Genomic DNA, 16,735 nt, shown 5'->3' with positions numbered 1-16,735 from the left:
CTACATTTACGTAGACTCGTGGGCGGCCGGGCATTCGCGCGCGCCATCGGCCCACTCGTGCGAATCGAGGCTCCCGTGTCCGCCGGCCCCCGCGCGCTCGCCTCGGCATCGCCACCGGTACCGGCACGGCCTCGGGCACGCGTGACACCGGTGGTCGCCGCCGCGTCCGTCGCTGCCCCGGAAGTGTGCTGATGTTCGAGAGTCACCGGCCCGACGCCGAAGAGATCAGGGACGCCGAGCCGCAGGCCGAACGCGTGCTGGACTGGCTGGCCGGCCGGGGTGCCGTGGAGGAGACGCTGCACGCGTCACTGGGCGGCCTGCCGAGCGAACGGGACGAACGCCTCGCTCGGATGGCCGACGTCCTCCAGGCCACCGCGCAGGGCCTGGGGCCGCAGGCCGCCGCGGTGTGGGCCGGGGTCCCCGAACCCTTGGTGCAGCAATGGCTGGAGAACGACCGGGAGTTCGCCCACGCGGTCCGGGCGGCCGCCGCCCTGGGCGCAGCGCACGGGCGCGAACCCGGTGGGGCGAGGACGCCGGCGATGGTCCGCGTCGTACTCGTGGCTCTCAGCCAGGGAGCGTCGTGGGGGACGGCCGCGGACACGGCGGGTCTCAGCACCTACAAGCTCCGCCGGATGTGGCGGGCCTCGCCGACGCTGGTCGCCCTGGTGGACGCCGCGCGACGCGTCCGGCCGCCGAAGGCGACGGTCTTCGTCCCCTCCTCCTACCGTCCGCGCAGACCCGGGCGCAGGCCGTCCGGCACCGGATACCGCCTCGTACGGCGGGACGGCTCGGAGTGACCGCCCGCCGTACGGATCGGGCCCGACGGCTCGGAGTGACCGCCCGCCGTACGGATGCGGCCCGACGCGGCGCCGCCGGCCATCGGCCCGAGGCCCGCGTGCCCCTCCAGGACGAGCCCGTCGGCCACGCAGCGGGTCAAGCCGACCGGCCCGACCCCAGGGGCCGGGGGATGACCCCGGCGCTCCGGCTCGTCGACGGCCCGTCAGGAGCGCCGTGTTGCCAGGACGCTCCGGTCAACCGGCGTGCCGCGTACTCCACGTACTCGTGCAGCCCGTAGGCCGTCGCGAGGGCCGCCACCGCGGCGAGGACCACCGATCCCGCCAGTGCGACGGCACCGGCTCGTCCGGCACGGCCGCGCGGTGGTGCGGACGCCGGTCGCAGCAGGGCCTCGACACGTCGCGGCACCGGCCCGCTCGTCGCCGACAACAGCGGACAGCCGTCCGAACGGCGCTGCGACGCCCCGGCCAGGGCCGCGCGGGCGATCGCCGCGGCGGCCACCCGACGGTCGCCCACGGCCGCCGCGGCCTCCTCGTCGGCCCACCGCTCCAGGTGGAAGCCCAGCGTCTCGCGCAGACTCCGCAGCGCGGGGTGCACGACGGCGGCCAGGTCGACCACCATCGACAGCAGGTGATGGCGCCCGGCCAGATGAGCCCGCTCGTGCGCCAGCAACACCTCGCGCTCGCCCGGGTTCAGCGACCGCACCATACCGGACGTCACCACGACCCGGCCGCGGCGCCCCCGGTATCCGGGCAGCGCGAAGGCGTCCACGTCCTGACCCGGGACCACCAGCAGGTCGCCGCCGCCGGTGCCCTCGTCCGCCGACAGCCAGGCCCGCCTGAGCAGCGAGCGGTGCCGCAGCACGCGCCGTACCAGCAGCGCCAGTTGCGACAGCAGCACCCCTCCGGCCGCGCACGCGACGGGCACCGCCGCCGGCCACTCCGCCAGCACCCGCGTCAACGGCAGCCGCTCCAGGGAGGCCAGGAACGGGACGTGGAACAGGCCGACCAGCGCCGCGACCGTGCCGCCGGCCAGCAGGACGGCCGCTCCGGTCAGCATCCGGCACGCCCGGCGCGGTGGCAGCCGGCCTGCGAGGGTGTTCGCCATGGCCGCCGCGCCCCAGGGGAGCGCGAGGGTCAGCGCGACCACGACCAGCACGTACGTCACGGGGACTCGTCCCCGGCTTCCAGGAGCAGGCGGCGCAGCGTCTCCTCGTCGTCCGCGGACAACGACGAGACGAACCGCTTCAGCACCAGGTCGCGGCTGAGGTCGCTCTCCAGCTCGCGTCGCATCCGGCTCGCCGCCAGGCCCGCCTCGTCCGCCATCGGCTCGTAGGCGAAGCCACGGGGGACCGGTGTCCGCCGCAGCGTGCCCTTCTCGTACAGGCGGGCCAGGATGGTGGCCGTCGTCGTCCTGGCAAGCCCCTTGTCGAGTACGGCGTTCACCTGTTGCGCGGTCATCGGCTCACCGGCCTCCCACAGCACCGCCAGCACGTCCGCGACGAGTTCGCCGTGCTGACGTCTCTCGTCCCGACGCCCGTTCGCCAAGGCCCCTCCCCGGAGTTTCTAAGGTATGCCTAATCTACCGGTCGGCCGTCGCCGGTCCGGGCCCGAGGCCCGGACCGGCGACGGTCAGGATGCGTTCAGGTGCCCGGTGCCATGGTCGGGCGGTGATCGACGAAGCGTCTGAAGGCCAGGTCGTCGCCGCGCCCGGCCGGGCGTCCGGTTCCCGGGACCGGCCGTACCGCAGCGGGCTGCCCGAGATCTCCGCCTCCTTCTGGATCGCCAACACGCTGTGCACGGCGGTCGGCGGGGCCGCCGCGGACCTGCTCGGCGGGACGGCGGGCCTCGGTGCGGCCTGGGCGTCGGTGCTGCTGTCGGTGCTGCTGGCCGTGGTCCTGGTGGTCCGGTTCCGGTCCCGGCGGCCCGGCGCGTCCTGGCCGGCGGTGGTGCTGGTCGGCGCCGTCACCTCGCTGACCGGCGCCGATCTCACCGAAGCCGGTGTGCCGCGGGCGGCGGGCACCGGGGTCTTCGCGGTGCTCCTCGCGCTCGCGTGCGCCGCCCGGTACCGGCGCGAGCGGACGTGGTCCGTCCGTCACCCCGGCACCGCCGGCCGGGAGCCCCTCTTCTGGACGGCGGTCCTGGCCGCCTCCGCGCTGGGCACCGGGGCAGGTGATCTGATGTCCGCGCACCTCGGCTCCGGCCACGTGCTGTCCGCCGTCCTCCTCACGGTCGTCGTCGCCGCGGTGGCCCTCGCGCATCTCGCGCTGGACCTGGACGCGGTGTGGAGTTTCTGGATCGCCTACGTCCTGACCCGCCCGCTCGGCGTCTGGGCCGGTGACCTCCTCGCCCGGCCCGCCGGCGACGGCGGCGCGGGCACCGGCGTGACCTGCGCCCTACTCCTGGCCGTCGTCCTCGCGGCGGCCGTCCACCGCCGCGTCACCGGCCGGTGCGCACGGTGACAGTCAGGATGCGTTCAGGTTCCCGGTGGCACCGTCGGACGCCATGACCCACCGAACATGACCCACCGAACCTGACCCACCGACCACCGGCCGGTCCCGCACCGGAGCCCCGCCGCACGGCGAGGCCGCGCGGCCCCTGGGGCCCTGGCGCGCGGTCGGCGCCGCACCGCGGCCCCGCGCGTCGCGGACCGAGCCCGGTCACCCGACTCCCGACCATCACCGTCCGCAGACGTGAGGGACGCCCCTCCGTGCTGCCACTCGTTCCAGGCGAGGATCACATGACAACCGCGACGACGCCCGAGAATCTCCGGACGCCCGCCAGGCAGATGCTGAACAAGGTCCCCGAGGTCACGATCTGGTTCTGGATCATCAAGATCCTGTGCACCACGGTCGGCGAGAGCTTCGCCGACTGGATCGACATGAACCTCGGTGTCGGCCTCGTCAACACCGCGCTGATCTTCACCGCGGTGCTGGCGGCCGTCATGACCTGGCAGCTCCGCACCCGACGCTACGTCCCGTTCGTGTACTGGCTCACCGTCGTGGTGGTCAGCGTGACCGGCACCCTCTACACCGACATCCTCACCGACAGCCAGGGCGTGCCCCTCGCGCTGAGCAGCGGTGTCTTCGCCGGTCTCCTGGCCGTCGTCTTCGGCATCTGGTACGCCCGCGAGCGGACCCTGTCGGTCCACACCATCACCACCCGGCCCCGGGAACTCTTCTACTGGCTCGCGGTCCTGGTCACCTTCGCCCTCGGCACCGCGACCGGCGACTGGACGCTGGAACTGACCGGCTGGACCGCCGGTGTGTCCGTGTTCCTGCCTCTCGGCCTGATCGCGGCGATCATCGTCGGATGGCGGCTGGGCGCCGGTGCGGTGCTCTCCTTCTGGCTGGCGTACATCCTCACCCGCCCGCTCGGCGCCAACCTCGGTGACTGGCTCGGTTCGCCCGGCGGCGACGGCGGCCTGGGCCTGGGCACCGCGGTCACCAGCGTGCTCTTCCTGGCGGCGATCCTCGCCACCGTCGTGTACCTCACGATCACCCGCAGCGACGTCATCGAGACCGAGGCGCCCGCCCGCACGCCCCGGCCGGCGAACCCGGCGCGCGAACGGCTCATGCTCGGCTACTACGCCGTCGTGGCGCTCGCGACCGCCACGCTCCTCGTCTGGGCGCACCAGCAGCCGCACGCGGCCCCGGCCGGCGAGGACGCCGCCCCCGCGCCCGTGACCGTCCACCTGACCCCGGCGCAGGCGACGTCACCGTTCCCGCCGGCCGAGATCGCGAAGTTCCGCACCATCACGGCCGACACGCTGGCCAGGCTCAAGGCAGGCGACCAGTCGGCGGCGACCGCCCGCGTGCGCGACCTGGAGACCGCCTGGGACGACGACCAGTCCACCCTCGAGCCCAGGAGCGGCCGGTCCTGGCACTTCCTCGACAGCGAGATCGACCAGGTCCTGACGGCGCTGCGGGCCCCCACCCCCGACCGCGCCACCGAGGTCAAGGCGCTCGACGCGCTGCTCACCTCACTCGGCTGACGAGCCGCCCCGACGGACCGCCCCGACCCGTACCCGGCGCCGGGGCGGCCGGCATTCCGCGCCGCACCCGGCACCCGGCTCGCCCCCCGCGGCCCGCACCGCGTGCGCGCAGGGAGGCCGCGGACACCCCCGGTCGTCCGCGGCGTCGCCGGGCCGCTCCGGGTAGGGGGGCGGCCCGGCGAGCCGGAGCCGGACCACGGCGTCGAGCCCGCCGCCGGCGGCCGGTTCCAGCGTGACCTCGCCGCCCGCGGCGCGGGTGAGCTGCCGCACCATCGGCAGACCCAGGCCGGTGCCGTCGTGGTCGGCGTCGGACGCTCTCCAGAACCGGTCGAAGGCACTGTGCCGTTCGGCCTCGCTCATGCCCGCACCCTGGTCCACGACGTGCAGCTCCGCCAGGTGCGGGGCTCGGCCGCCGTCGCCGGGGGCGACGGCCACGGCCAGCGTGACGGTGGTCCGCGGCGGGGACGCGCGCAGCGCGTTGGAGAGCAGATTGTCGATGATCTGGTCCAGGGCTCCCGGGACCGCCCACACCCGGGCGGCCGTCGTCCCGGAGACGGCGATGCCCACGTGCTGTTCGTCGGCGAAGGCCGCCCAGACGGCCGCGCGTTCGGCGACGACGGCGTCGAGATCGACCGCCTCGGGCCGGATCGCGGAGTTCTCCAGCCTGGCGAGCGCCAGCAGCCCCTGCACCATCCGGCTGAGCCGTTCCAGCTCCGCCAGCGCCGTGTCCAGACTGTCCCGGGCGCACGGAGCGAGGTGCGGCTCGAAGTTCTCCAGGCGCAGCCGCAGCGCGGTGAGCGGGGTCCGCAGCTGGTGGGACACCTCGGAGGCGAACGCCTGCTGGGCCCCCAGCACGTGCTGCAGCCGGATCGCGGTCGTCGTGAACGACGCGGCCAGCCGCCGCAGTTCCGGCGGACCGTGATCGGTGGCGGGCGGATCGGTGAGCCGGCCCTCCGCGAGCTGGGCGGTGGCGTGCTCCAGGGCCCTGACCGGGCGGGTGATCGAGCGGGCGAGCACGAAACCGATCAGCGCGACGGTGGCCAGCACACCGAGCCCCACGGCGGTCAGCGCCAGCCAGGTGGCACGGACCTTCGCCCGGAGCGGTTCCAGCCGGTACACCGTCCGCACCACGCAGGGGACGGCGGCGCCCGAACCGCCGGGCACGGTCACCGCGAGGACGTCGCCCCGCGCGGACGGGTCGCTCCGGGTGCCGGCGACCGGACGGTCGCGCAGGGCGCCGGAGACGTCCGGATCGGAGGACAGGTCCCTGCCCGCCAGGACCCCGGCGGTGTCGGTGAGGACGACACCCCTGCGGTCGGCGACCAGCACACGGCTGCCGGTGCGCCGCCCGTAGGCGCGGGCCAGGGCCGGGAGATCGGCCGCCAGGCCGTGTTCCATCCGCTCCTCGCAGACCGCGGCCAGCGTCATCGCGCCCTGCTGCGCCGTACGGGAGAAACGGGACAGCTCGCTGCGGGCGTAGAAGACGCCGAACGGCACTTCGAGCGCGAGCAGGACGAGCAGTATGAGACTCAGATGGCTGAGCAGGATGCGGCGCGTCACCGGGCCCCTCCGCCGCGCACCGCCGCGGCGGCGGACGCGGCGCCGGTCCAGGGCGGCGGGACCAGGCGGAAGCCGATCCCGCGGATGTTCTCGATCCAGGCGGAGTCGCCGAGTTTGCGGCGCAGCGCGGCGATGTGGACGTCGAGGGTCTTGGTGGGGCCGAACCAGTTCGGCTCCCACGCCGTGTCGAGGATCTGCCGCCGGGAGCAGACCGCACCCGGGTCCTCCGCGAGGCAGGTGAGCAGGTCGAACTCCTTGGGGGCCAGGGCGATCGGCGAGTCGTCCAGGCGCACCTGCCGGGTACGGCGGTCGATGGCCAGCGGGCCGATCAGCTGGACCTGCCGCGCCACGGCCCCGGCCGGATCCGCGGACGGCCGCCGTCCGTCGTCGCCCGTCGCCGGGTTCGCGAGGCGGGTGCGGCGGGTGACGGCCCGGATGCGGGCGACGAGTTCCCGTACGCCGAACGGTTTCGAGACGTAGTCGTCCGCGCCCAGCTCCAGGCCGAGGACCCGGTCCACCTCGTCGTCCCTGGCCGTGATCATGATGATCGGCACCGCGGAACGGGCCCGGAGCGCACGGCAGACGTCGATGCCGTCCATGTCGGGCAGCCCCAGGTCCAGCAGCACCATGGCGGCCTCGGGCGCGGCGAGGCCCGCGGCGCCGCTCCGGGCGTGCTCCACCGTGAACCCGAAACGGTGCAGCCCCTCCGTCAGCGGTCCGGCCACCCGGTCGTCGTCCTCGATCAGCAATACGCGCATGCCGGAAGGCTCACAGACTTCCGGCGGAGCGCGTGGCGCAAACGCCGTAACCTCCCCCGAGGCGGTGACGCGCGGCCGACGGGTTCACCACGGACGGCGCAGTCGCCGGACGCCGGCACGACGACGACATCCAGGACACAGCCGGCCAGGTCCAGCACGCGGCCAGGACCTTCGAACGGCGACCGGCACCCGTTCCGGACGACGACGGACAACTCCGGCGCGGAGCGCGCGAGTTGAAGGCCGTGGCGCACCGCCCCCGGGCGGACCGCCGTCGAACGCCGGTACAGCGTCCGTACAACGGGGACCGGCCGTCCGGGACGCCGACGGCCGCGGGCGGGCGGCCCGCGCGACCCCTCGCACGAATCCGGGATCTCCGCTGCATCCGCGCTGGCCAGGTGCTTGATCGTCGTCCCGTAGCGTCGGTCGCGATTCCGGTGCCGTTCGTCGAGCACCGCGCACCCATCCCCCCGAACCCCCGGGACCCTCATGCCCTTGGACGAACTGCGCCGTATCCGGCCGGACCTGGTGGACCCCTGCACGGCCGCGCTGCCCGGAGCCCGGGCCACCGTGCTCGGCCGGCTGTGGGGGGCCCTCGCCCGCGAACCCGTGCCCGGTGTGACCGGGCGCCGGACGGAGTCCGACCGTCTCGTGATCGATCTGCGACGCGGCGGCTCCCTGTCGGCGGCCCGCTCCTGCGCGCGGCCCTTCGCCGAGGTGCCCGAGGACTTCACCGTGTCCGGACCCGACGGCCCGATCGCGGGACCGGCCGAACTCCTCGCCCGCCTCGGCCTGCGGACCCCGGCGGCTCAGCGGCTGGCCGCCGAACTCGACAACAGCGTGGTCAACCTGGCCCTGGCCAGGGCCGCGCACGCCCGCCGCCCGGCGGCCCCGCCGCACGACTCCGCCGACGCCGAACAGGCGGTCGTCGAGGGCCATCCCCAGCACCCCTGCTGCCGGACGCGGACGGGTATGTCGGTCGCCGACGTGCTCGCCTACGCCCCCGAGCACCGCCCGGTCGTCCGGCTGGCGCTGCTGCGCGTCCCGGCCGAGCGCTGGCAGGGCACCGGCAGCTGGCCCCGCCAACTGCTCGACGGCGACACGGTCCTGGTCCCGCTGCACCCCTGGCAGCGCGACCACGTGCTGGGCCGGCATCCCGGCCTGGCCGTCGCGCGGGAGACGGTCCCGGCCCGGCCCCTGCTGTCCCTGCGCACACTGCTGCCGCTGGACGCCCTGTCCGGATACCACGTCAAGACCGCGCTCGACGTGCAGCTCACCAACTACCGGCGCACCATCTCACCGGCCGAGGTCGCCGACGGACCGGCGCTGTCCGACCTGGTGTGCGCCCTCCTGGACAAGTCCGGCCACGGCGACCGGCTGCGCGTCCTGCGCGAACTGGGCGGCGGCGCGGTACTGGTGGACGGGCGGCCCTCGGCGAGCCTGGCCGCGATGGTCCGGGAGTCCACCGAACGCTGCCTGGACCCCGGCGAGATCGCGGTACCGCTCACCGCCGTCCACGCGACAGGAGCCGCACCGGTCTCGGGAGACCCGGTGCGCTGGCTCGCGGACTTCGCCGGACTCGTCCTGCCGCCCGCGCTGACCCTGCTGTCCATGGGCGTGGCGCTGGAGGCCCACGGCCAGAACACCCTGGTCGTGCTGCGCGACGGGCGACCGGTACGGGTGCTCTACCGGGACCTCGACGGCGTACGGGTGAGCCCCCGGCGCCTGGCCCGGTGCGGCTTCACGCTGCCGCCGCTGCTCGGCACCCGTGCGGGCGACGACCCGGACGCGCTGCACGCCAAGCTCTTCGGCGGCCTGGTCAGCGGCGTCTTCAGCGAGCTGGTCGACGTCCTCGCCCGCACGCGCGGCGCCGATCGACCGGCGCTGTGGGAGGCGGTGGCCGCGGTGGGCCGCCAGGTGTACGCGGGCCTGCCGGACCACGAGGACGCCGCGGCCTTCTTCGGCGACACGATGCCGCTGAAGGCGACCGTCGCCATGCGTCTGTCGGCGAACCCCGGCGCGGCGCAGTGGACGTACCCGCCCAACCCGCTGGCCTCGCGCCGCTGACCACCCCGCCGCACGCCGTCCCCTGGAGCGACCCCATGACCACCGACACCGCACCCCACACCGGGCCCGGCACCGCGCCGGCCGGCGAACCGGTCCCAACGGCCGACGCCGTCACCGCCCACACCCTGCTCAACTGCCTGATCCGCGAGGTCTCCGCCCCCGAACACCAGGTGACCGTGGCCGACGGGCACCTCCTGCTGCGGCTGCCGCGCCGCGACCTCCTGCTCCGCGCCCGGCTGCGACGGACCTCGCTCATCGGGGCCCACCGGTTCCAGGGGCCGGTGCAGCGGCTCACCGACGGCACCTGGACGACGGTCGACTGGCGGCAGCTGGCCGGTTTCGTCGAGGACGAACTGGAACTGCGCACCGGCGTGGCCAACGAGGAGTTCGTCCCCCAGGTCGCGGACAGCAGGGACACGATCCGCGCCGTGCTGGAGCAGCGGGCCGCCACCGCGCCGCACACCGACCCGTACGTGGCCTCCGAGCAGTCTTTGGTGTTCGGACACCGGTTCCACCCGACGCCCAAGGCCCGCACCGGCGACCCCGCGGACTGGCTGGCCTACGGCCCGGAGACCGGCGCCCGCTTCCGTCTGCGCCACCTCGCCGTCAGCCGCCATCTCGTCCGCGAGGAAGGCGAGTTGGAGGAGATGGACGCCCTGTGTCCGCCGTCCGGGCCCCGGTTCGCGATGCTGCCGGTGCACCCCTGGCAGTACCGGCTGCTCCAGGGCGACGCCCGGCTGCGCGAGGCGATGGCCGCCGGTGACGTCGTCGACACCGGCCCGGCCGGCCCGGAACTGGTGCCGACCGCATCGGTGCGCACCCTCTACCACCCCGGAAGCGACGTCTTCCTGAAGTTCAGCCTGAACGTCCGCCTCACCAACTGCGTGCGCAGGCACGCCCGGTACGAACTGGCCGGCGCCGTCGCGCTGGACCGGCTGCTCCGCCCCGTCTTCGCCGGCCTGTCCCGGCGCTTCCCGGGCTGCGCGCTGCTGGCCGAGCCCGGCTACCGCACCCTCGACGCCGGACCCGGCCTCCTCGAAGGACTCGGCGTCATCGTCCGCTCCGGCCTGCGCCGCCACCTCCGGCCCGGGGTCACACCGCTGCTCGCCGCCGCGGTGGCGGACGAGTACCCCACCGGCCCGGCCCACGTCTCCCACCTCCTCGCCCGCGGCGACGGCGACGTCCTGGCCTGGTGGGACACCTACCTGCGACTGCTGCTGCCACCGGTGCTGGCCGCCTACTTCGAGCACGGCGTCGTACTGGAGCCCCACCTGCAGAACGTCGTCGTCGGCGTCCACCCGGACGGCACACCGGCGCAGATGCTCTTCCGCGACCTGGAGGGCACCAAGCTCCTGCCCGGACCGCACCGGCGCAGCCTCGCCGAACTGCCCGACGAGGTCGGCGAATCCCTCTCCTACGACGCCGAACGCGGCTGGAACCGCGTCGCCTACTGCCTCCTGGTCAACCACACGGCCGACATGCTCGGCGCCCTCGCCGACCTCGAACCGGCACGGGAACCCGCCCTCTGGGGCCTGGTCCGCGACCACCTCGCCGACTACGCCCGCACCGCGGGCCGACCACCGCGCCTGCGCGCCCTGCTGTCCGGCGTCCCGCTGCCGGCCAAGGCCAACCTCCTGCTGCGCTGGGCACGCGAGGCCGACCGGCACGCCACCTACGTCCCGCTGCCCAGCCCGCTCGGCGCGGACTTCCCCCGCGAGGCGGCCCGGTGAGGCCCGCCGTCCGCGACCTCGTCGGCACACTGTCCGACGACGACCTGCCCGCCTACGTCTACGACCTCACGGGCCTGCGCGACCACGTGCGGGCGATCCGGTCCGCGCTGCCGGAACGCGTCGAGCTGCTGTACGCGGCCAAGGCCAACCCCGACCCGCGGATCCTGCGGACGCTGGCCGCCCTCGTCGACGGCTTCGAGGTGGCCTCCGGAGGCGAACTCGCCCACGTCCGCGCGCACCTGCCCGCCGCGCCGATCGCCTTCGGAGGACCCGGCAAGACCGAGTCCGAGCTGACCCGCGCGCTCAACTCCGGGACGCAGCGGCTGCACGTCGAGAGCGCACACGAACTGCGCCTGCTCACCACCGTGCTCGGCGACGGGCTCGCCCGGATCCTGCTGCGCGTCAACCCGCCCGTCGGCGTCGGCCCGGCCGCCCTGACCATGGGCGGACGCCCCGGCCCCTTCGGCATGGACCCCGAACACCTCGACGCCTGCCTGGAGGTGATCGCGGCCGACCCGCGCGTCCGGCTGCACGGCCTGCACGTCCACCTCGCCAGCGGACTCGGCGCCCACGACCAACTGGCCCTGGTCGAGCAGGTCCTGACGTGGTCCGAGGAATGGGCCGGACGACGCGGAACCGACCTTGCCGAGATCAACGTCGGAGGCGGGATGGGCGTCGACTACACGGCCCCGGACCAGGTCTTCGACTGGCCCGCGTTCGGTGCCGGCCTGCGCCCGCTCCTGGCCCGCCGTCCCGGCCTCACCCTGCGCATCGAACCCGGCCGCTCGCTCACCGCGTACTGCGGCTGGTACGTCACCCGGGTCCTGGACCTCAAGTTCAGCCGCGGGCAGGCCTTCGCCGTCCTGCGCGGCGGCACCCACCACCTGCGCACCCCGGCGGCGAAACAGCACGACCAGCCCTTCGAGGTGATCCCCGACGACGTGTGGCTCCCGTCCTGGAGCCGCCCCGAGGCCCGGCAGGAGCCGGTGACCCTGGTCGGGCAGCTGTGCACGCCCAAGGACGTCCTGGCACGCGCCGCCACGGTGGACCGGCTGCGTACCGGCGACCGGATCGCGTTCGCCATGGCGGGCGCCTACGCCTGGAACATCTCGCACCACGCCTTCCTCATGCATCCGCACCCGACCTTCCACCACGTGGAGGACGCCGAGACGCCCGTCCGGACCTTCGACCACGCCGAGGACGGCGAGGCACCCGTCCCGGCCTTCCACCACGGCGAGGACGGCGAGGCGCCCGTCCCGGCCTTCCACCACGCCGAGGACGCCGAGGCGCCCGTCCCGGCCGGCCCCGCCCCCGGCACGCCGTGACCGGGATGCTCGCCGCGCTCGCCGTCCGCGGGTTGCGCCGCTACCTGCTCGCCCAGCTCACCTCGAACGTCGGCACCTGGATGCAGCGTGCCGCACAGGACCTGCTCGTCCTCCACCTCACCGGCGACAGCGGCCGCGCGGTGGGCGTGGTCACCGCACTGCAGTTCCTGCCGCAGACCCTGTTCGGCCTGGCCGGAGGCGTCCTCGCCGACCGGTTCCCGAAACGGCGGCTGCTGCTGCTGACCCAGACCGCCATGGCGGCGCAGTCGCTCGTGCTGGGGCTGCTGACCGTCACCGGGGCGGTCGGCCTGCCGTCCGTCTGCGCGCTGGCCTTCGTGCTCGGCACCGCCACCGCCCTGGACGGCCCGGCCCGCGGCGCGTACCTCTCCGAGCTGGTCGCCCGCGAGCACCTGGCCACCGCGGTCGGCCTGAACTCCGCCCAGTTCAACGCGGCCCGCGTCCTGGGCCCCGCCCTCGCCGGCCTGGCCGTCGCCGCCTTCGGCACCGGTCCCGTGTTCCTGGTCAACGCCGTGTCCTACCTGGCCGTCCTGTACGGCCTGATCACCGTCCGAACGGCCGAACCCGTCGATCCAGGCCACCGCGCGCCCGGCCGCCCCCGGCTCTCCGACGCCCTCCGATGCGTCGCGGCCACCCCGGACCTGCTCCTGCCGGTCTGCGTGATCGCCGTCGTCGGCACCTTCGGCCTGAACTTCCAGGTCACCATCTCGCTGGTGGCCGTCACGGTCTTCCACTCGGGCGCCGCCGCCTTCGGCTGCCTGTCCGCCGCCTACGCCCTGGGCAGCCTGGCCGGCGCGATCCACGGGGCGAGCCGCGAGCGGCCGCCCACCCGACGGAGGCTGATCGCCGCCACCGTCGTCTTCGGCACGCTGGAGGCGGCCCTGGGCCTGACGCCGGGCTACGGCACGTTCATGGCGCTGCTGGTCCCGACCGGCTTCGCCGCGGTGACCGTGACCACCACGGCGAGTTCACTGACCCAGCTGCACGCCGAACCGCGGCTGCGCGGCCGGGTTCTCGCCGTCCACCTGCTCGTCCTCCTCGGCGGCACCCCGCTCGGCGCCCCGCTGGCCGGCCTGACGGCGGACGCCCTCGGCGCCCGCACCGGCCTCGTCCTCGCCGGCGCCGTGTCGGCGTCCTCCGCGCTCGCGCTGTCCGCCCTGGTCACGGCACGGACCCGGCGGCTCACCCCGACCACCCCACCGCTCGCCCTCTCCACCGACGCGGTACCGGCCGTCGTCCCGGAGACCCTCCCCGGCCGGGACGGGTCCCGCTGACGGCCCGCCACCCTTCCGCGCGCCCGAAGCGGCATCCGCCGCCGCCCCGATACGGCATCCAGGCGATCACTCGGGCGTGACCGGCCGGGAGACGGCCCAGGATGGGGGAGAGTCCTCCAGGGAGGCGCTGGTACCGCTCGCGCCCCGGACCCTGGAGGAGGCGGTCGTATGGTCGGCAGTGGAGACGGCGACGAACATGTACCCGTGCTGATTGCCGGGGGATCGCTCGTAGGACTGTCCGCATCGTTGTTCCTCGGGCGCCTGGGCATCCGCCACCAGGTCGTCGAGCGCCGCACGACCCTGTCGGGTCACCCGCGCGGCCGGCGCACCAACATGCGGACGATGGAGCTCTTCCGGACCGCGGGCATCGAGCCGGCGATCCGGCGGGCGGCGGGAGCCCTCTCCCACCACCGGGGCATCCTCCGCGTGGACACACTCCACGGCGAACACCGCGAGTGGCTGCAGGCGCCGGTCTCCGGCAGCCCGCCCGAGCACGGTCTGTGCTCGGCGGTCCGCTGCGACTGCCCGCAGAACGACCTCGAACCGGTGCTGCTGCGGGGCACCCGGGACCTCGGCGGGGACGTACGGTTCGCGACCGAACTGGTGTCGTTCACCCAGGACGACGACGGAGTGACGGCCGTCGTGCGCGACACCGCGTCCGGTGCGACCCGCACCCTGCGCTCGGACTACCTGCTCGCCGCCGACGGAGCACGCAGCACGGTGCGCGAACAGCTCGGCATCGGGCAGACCGGACCAGGAGTCCTCTTCCACCGCATCAGCGTCCTCTTCCGCAGCACGATGCTCCGCGACATGGTCGGGGAGGACCACTTCGTCCTGTGCTACATCACCGATCCCGCGGGCCAGGGCGTGCTGCAGCCCGTGGACGACAAGGAGCACTGGGTCTTCCAGCTGCCCTGGCTCCCCGAGAAGGGGCAGACGGCCGAGCAGTTCACCGACGAGGTGTGCGCCGAGCACATCCGCGCGGCGGCCGGAAGGCGCGACCTGGACGTCGAGATCACCAGCAAGGCGCCCTGGTGCGCGGCGGAGCGGCTGGCGGACGTCTACCGGGACGGCAGGGTGTTCCTCGTCGGCGACTCGGCGCACGAGATGCCGCCGACCGGGGCGTTCGGCGCCAACATCGGCATCCAGGACGCCCACAACCTCGCCTGGAAGGTCGCCGCCGTCCTGCGCGGCTGGGCGGACCCGCGGCTGCTCGACACCTACGAGGCCGAACGCCGGCCGCTGGCCAGGACCATCAGCGCACGCTCGACCTCGCAGGCCCGCAGCGACCAGAACTCCGGCTACGCGGCGAGGAAGTCGGCGGGATACTCCGAGGTGCCGATCACGGTGGCGCTCGGCTACCGCTACACGTCCTCGGCGGTGGCGGGCGACGGCGGACCCGTCGTCCCCGACCTGCTGCGCCTGTGCGCCGACCCCGGCTCCCGCGCCCCGCACATGCAGGTCGTGCGGGGCGGCGAGGCCGTCTCCACCATCGACCTGTACGAGGACTCCTTCGTCCTGCTCAGCGGGCGCCCGGAGTGGTCCGAGGCGGCGCGCGGGACGGCAGGACGGCTCGGCGTGCCGATCGAGGCCCGGCTCATCGGCCGGGGCCCGGCGTACGACCTCGACACGGGCGAGGGCCCCGAATGGTGGGAGGTGCACGGGACGACTCCCGACGGCGCGATCCTCGTCCGCCCGGACGGCTTCGTGGCCTGGAAGGCCGACGAGGGGCCGGGACCGGACGGGGACGACCTGGACGGGATCGTCCGCCGGCTGCTCGGCCGCTGAACGCCGGCCCGCCGCCGGTACCTCGCCCCGTCCCGTGAACACCCGGCCGCGGGGCGTCGGCGCCTCGCGGCCGGGTGCGCCGGCCGCCGCACCCCGCCGTTCGCCGTGCCTACAGGAGGATCGGCTCGGGGGACGCGGAGCTCTCGGCGGCCCGGCCCGTGAGCTGCCCGCCCGGGTGCAGGAGGCCGCCGACGAGTTCGGCGACGGTGCGGTGCCAGAGGGAGGAGCGGCGGAGCATGGCGTGGTCGCCCCGGCTGACGAGGATGATGCCGGCGCTGGTCTGCTGTGTCCGTGCCCGGCGGACGTATTCGGCGGACGCCTCGGCACTGGTGATCCGGTCGCTCGTGCCGTGCAGGACGACGGCGCGCTTGCCGCGCAGGTGCCCGGTGGGCTCGCCGGGCGGCAGCCAGGGTGCCAGTGCGACGACGGCCCGGACCCGCGGATGGGACGCGGCTCGCAGCGCCGCCCGGCCACCCATGGAGTGACCGATGAGGAGGGCCGGCACCGGTCCCGCGAGCCGCTCCAGTTCATCGAGCGCCCGGTAGGTGTCCTGGAGCGGATCACCCTGGTTCCACCCCCTGTGGCGGTACCGCACCTGTGCCAGTACGGCGTCGTCCAGGGAGACGGCCGACGCCGCCGAGCGGAGCACGGGGCGCATCCTCAGCGCCGCCAGGTGCCAGGGCCGCGCCTTCTGGTAGCCGTCCGCCCGCCCGCCGTGCAGGGTGATGATCGCCAGCCGCGGCCGTCGCGGACAGTGCCGAACCCGAAGAGCCGACGTGTCCGGCTTTCTGCCGTGACCTCGCAGCATCCGCATGACGCCTCTTTCCCGGAAATCCTTGTTCAGTGATTTCTCACGGTGATGATCCGTGGCTGCCGCCGGAACGGATTGGTGCGTTCTGCTGCCCGAAGCCGTTCCGTGCCCTGGCCGGTGAGGGGGGGGGCGCGCGCGGCCCTTCAGAGCGGAAATCCGGCTGCGGGAACGGAGTTGTCCGCCGCGGCGGATTTCTGTCGGCGCTTTATCCGTAGCAGGTCAGGCCGCGGATTGGTCGAGAAAAAGAATTCATCAGATCGGGCGGACGGCCAATCCGGGGAGTCCGCGGATCCGGATTCCCCACGTGGCCGACGTGGAGATCGACTCCTCCGCTCGGTCCGGCTGATCTGGAACGAGATTTCTCATCCCCGTCCGCAGGCACCACGCGCCGTATGAACAACAGGAGAATCATCATGAACACTCGTATCCGTCGTACCGCGGTCGTCCTTGCCGCCGCCGCCGTGCTGCCGCTGGCCCTGAGTGCCTGCTCCGACAGCAGCGGTGACTCCGCGAAGTCCAGCACCTCGGACAAGGCGTCGGCCTCCGACGGCAGCATGAGCGGCGGCGGTGCGACCACGGCTGACGAGCCGTTCGGTCCGGCCTGTTCCGGTGTGCCGAA

The 16,735-nt window shown here is 74.4% G+C and carries 13 protein-coding genes and 1 pseudogene; 9 read left to right on the top strand and 5 right to left on the bottom strand.

Going from position 1 to position 16,735, the window contains the following annotated elements:
• The first annotated feature begins 191 nt into the window (after positions 1–191).
• On the top strand, positions 192–797 hold the full coding sequence (locus ACIRQ9_RS18430; protein ID WP_404173932.1) for a hypothetical protein: 606 nt from the start codon (positions 192–194) through the stop codon (positions 795–797).
• Positions 798–933: 136 nt separating this feature from the next.
• On the opposite strand, the gene ACIRQ9_RS18425 is transcribed toward ACIRQ9_RS18430, so the two are convergent.
• Positions 934–1,962 (bottom strand): M56 family metallopeptidase, encoded by a 1,029-nt coding sequence (locus ACIRQ9_RS18425; RefSeq protein ID WP_404173929.1) that lies wholly within the window; start codon positions 1,960–1,962, stop codon positions 934–936.
• Positions 1,959–2,342 (bottom strand): BlaI/MecI/CopY family transcriptional regulator, encoded by a 384-nt coding sequence (locus ACIRQ9_RS18420; protein ID WP_404173926.1) that lies wholly within the window; start codon positions 2,340–2,342, stop codon positions 1,959–1,961. Before ACIRQ9_RS18420 ends, ACIRQ9_RS18425 begins: the two co-directional genes overlap by 4 nt.
• Positions 2,343–2,464: 122 nt before the next feature.
• Here ACIRQ9_RS18420 and ACIRQ9_RS18415 point away from each other — a divergent pair, with 122 nt between their 5' ends.
• Together ACIRQ9_RS18415 and ACIRQ9_RS18410 are read left to right on the top strand one after the other, a co-directional pair.
• Positions 2,465–3,256: a hypothetical protein gene (locus ACIRQ9_RS18415; protein WP_404173923.1), complete on the top strand. Its 792-nt coding sequence runs from the start codon at positions 2,465–2,467 to the stop codon at positions 3,254–3,256.
• A gap of 278 nt (positions 3,257–3,534) precedes the next feature.
• Complete coding sequence (locus tag ACIRQ9_RS18410) at positions 3,535–4,788, top strand: hypothetical protein (RefSeq protein WP_404173920.1); 1,254 nt, start codon at positions 3,535–3,537, stop codon at positions 4,786–4,788.
• Here the strand turns inward: ACIRQ9_RS18410 and ACIRQ9_RS18405 are convergent.
• Complete coding sequence (locus ACIRQ9_RS18405) at positions 4,777–6,348, bottom strand: sensor histidine kinase (protein WP_404173917.1); 1,572 nt, start codon at positions 6,346–6,348, stop codon at positions 4,777–4,779. The genes ACIRQ9_RS18410 and ACIRQ9_RS18405 overlap by 12 nt on opposite strands.
• On the bottom strand, positions 6,345–7,106 hold the full coding sequence (locus tag ACIRQ9_RS18400) for a response regulator transcription factor (RefSeq protein WP_404173914.1): 762 nt from the start codon (positions 7,104–7,106) through the stop codon (positions 6,345–6,347). Before ACIRQ9_RS18400 ends, ACIRQ9_RS18405 begins: the two co-directional genes overlap by 4 nt.
• Before the next feature lie 486 nt (positions 7,107–7,592).
• Between ACIRQ9_RS18400 and ACIRQ9_RS18395 the strand changes: the two genes are divergently transcribed.
• The 5 genes from ACIRQ9_RS18395 (at position 7,593) to ACIRQ9_RS18375 (ending at position 15,305) form a co-directional block, all read left to right on the top strand.
• Positions 7,593–9,170: an IucA/IucC family protein gene (locus tag ACIRQ9_RS18395; RefSeq protein WP_404173911.1), complete on the top strand. Its 1,578-nt coding sequence runs from the start codon at positions 7,593–7,595 to the stop codon at positions 9,168–9,170.
• A gap of 35 nt (positions 9,171–9,205) precedes the next feature.
• Positions 9,206–10,900, top strand: a complete 1,695-nt coding sequence (locus ACIRQ9_RS18390) for an IucA/IucC family protein (protein WP_404173908.1) — start codon at positions 9,206–9,208, stop codon at positions 10,898–10,900.
• Positions 10,897–12,225 carry a type III PLP-dependent enzyme gene (locus ACIRQ9_RS18385; protein WP_404173905.1) on the top strand — a complete coding sequence of 443 codons (1,329 nt, stop codon included), beginning with the start codon at positions 10,897–10,899 and terminating at the stop codon, positions 12,223–12,225. Before ACIRQ9_RS18390 ends, ACIRQ9_RS18385 begins: the two co-directional genes overlap by 4 nt.
• Positions 12,226–12,230: 5 nt before the next feature.
• Positions 12,231–13,517 (top strand): MFS transporter, encoded by a 1,287-nt coding sequence (locus ACIRQ9_RS18380; protein WP_404174503.1) that lies wholly within the window; start codon positions 12,231–12,233, stop codon positions 13,515–13,517.
• 168 nt (positions 13,518–13,685) lie between these two features.
• Positions 13,686–15,305 carry an FAD-dependent oxidoreductase gene (locus tag ACIRQ9_RS18375; protein WP_404173902.1) on the top strand — a complete coding sequence of 540 codons (1,620 nt, stop codon included), beginning with the start codon at positions 13,686–13,688 and terminating at the stop codon, positions 15,303–15,305.
• A 109-nt stretch (positions 15,306–15,414) separates the two neighbouring features.
• Here the strand turns inward: ACIRQ9_RS18375 and ACIRQ9_RS18370 are convergent, their stop codons facing one another.
• The gene (locus ACIRQ9_RS18370; RefSeq protein ID WP_404173899.1) at positions 15,415–16,119 is read right to left on the bottom strand and encodes a dienelactone hydrolase family protein; all 705 of its coding nucleotides are present in this window, start codon (positions 16,117–16,119) and stop codon (positions 15,415–15,417) included.
• A 410-nt stretch (positions 16,120–16,529) separates the two neighbouring features.
• On the opposite strand from ACIRQ9_RS18370, the pseudogene ACIRQ9_RS18365 reads away from it, so the two are divergent.
• Positions 16,530–16,735: pseudogene (locus ACIRQ9_RS18365) on the top strand (fasciclin domain-containing protein); the annotation flags it as partial.

The organism is Streptomyces sp. NPDC101237, assembly GCF_044767465.1.
Lineage (GTDB): Bacteria > Actinomycetota > Actinomycetes > Streptomycetales > Streptomycetaceae > Streptomyces > Streptomyces gramineus.
The sequence above is the reverse complement of the archived record's forward strand: the minus strand, read 5'-3'. Positions and strand labels throughout refer to the sequence as shown.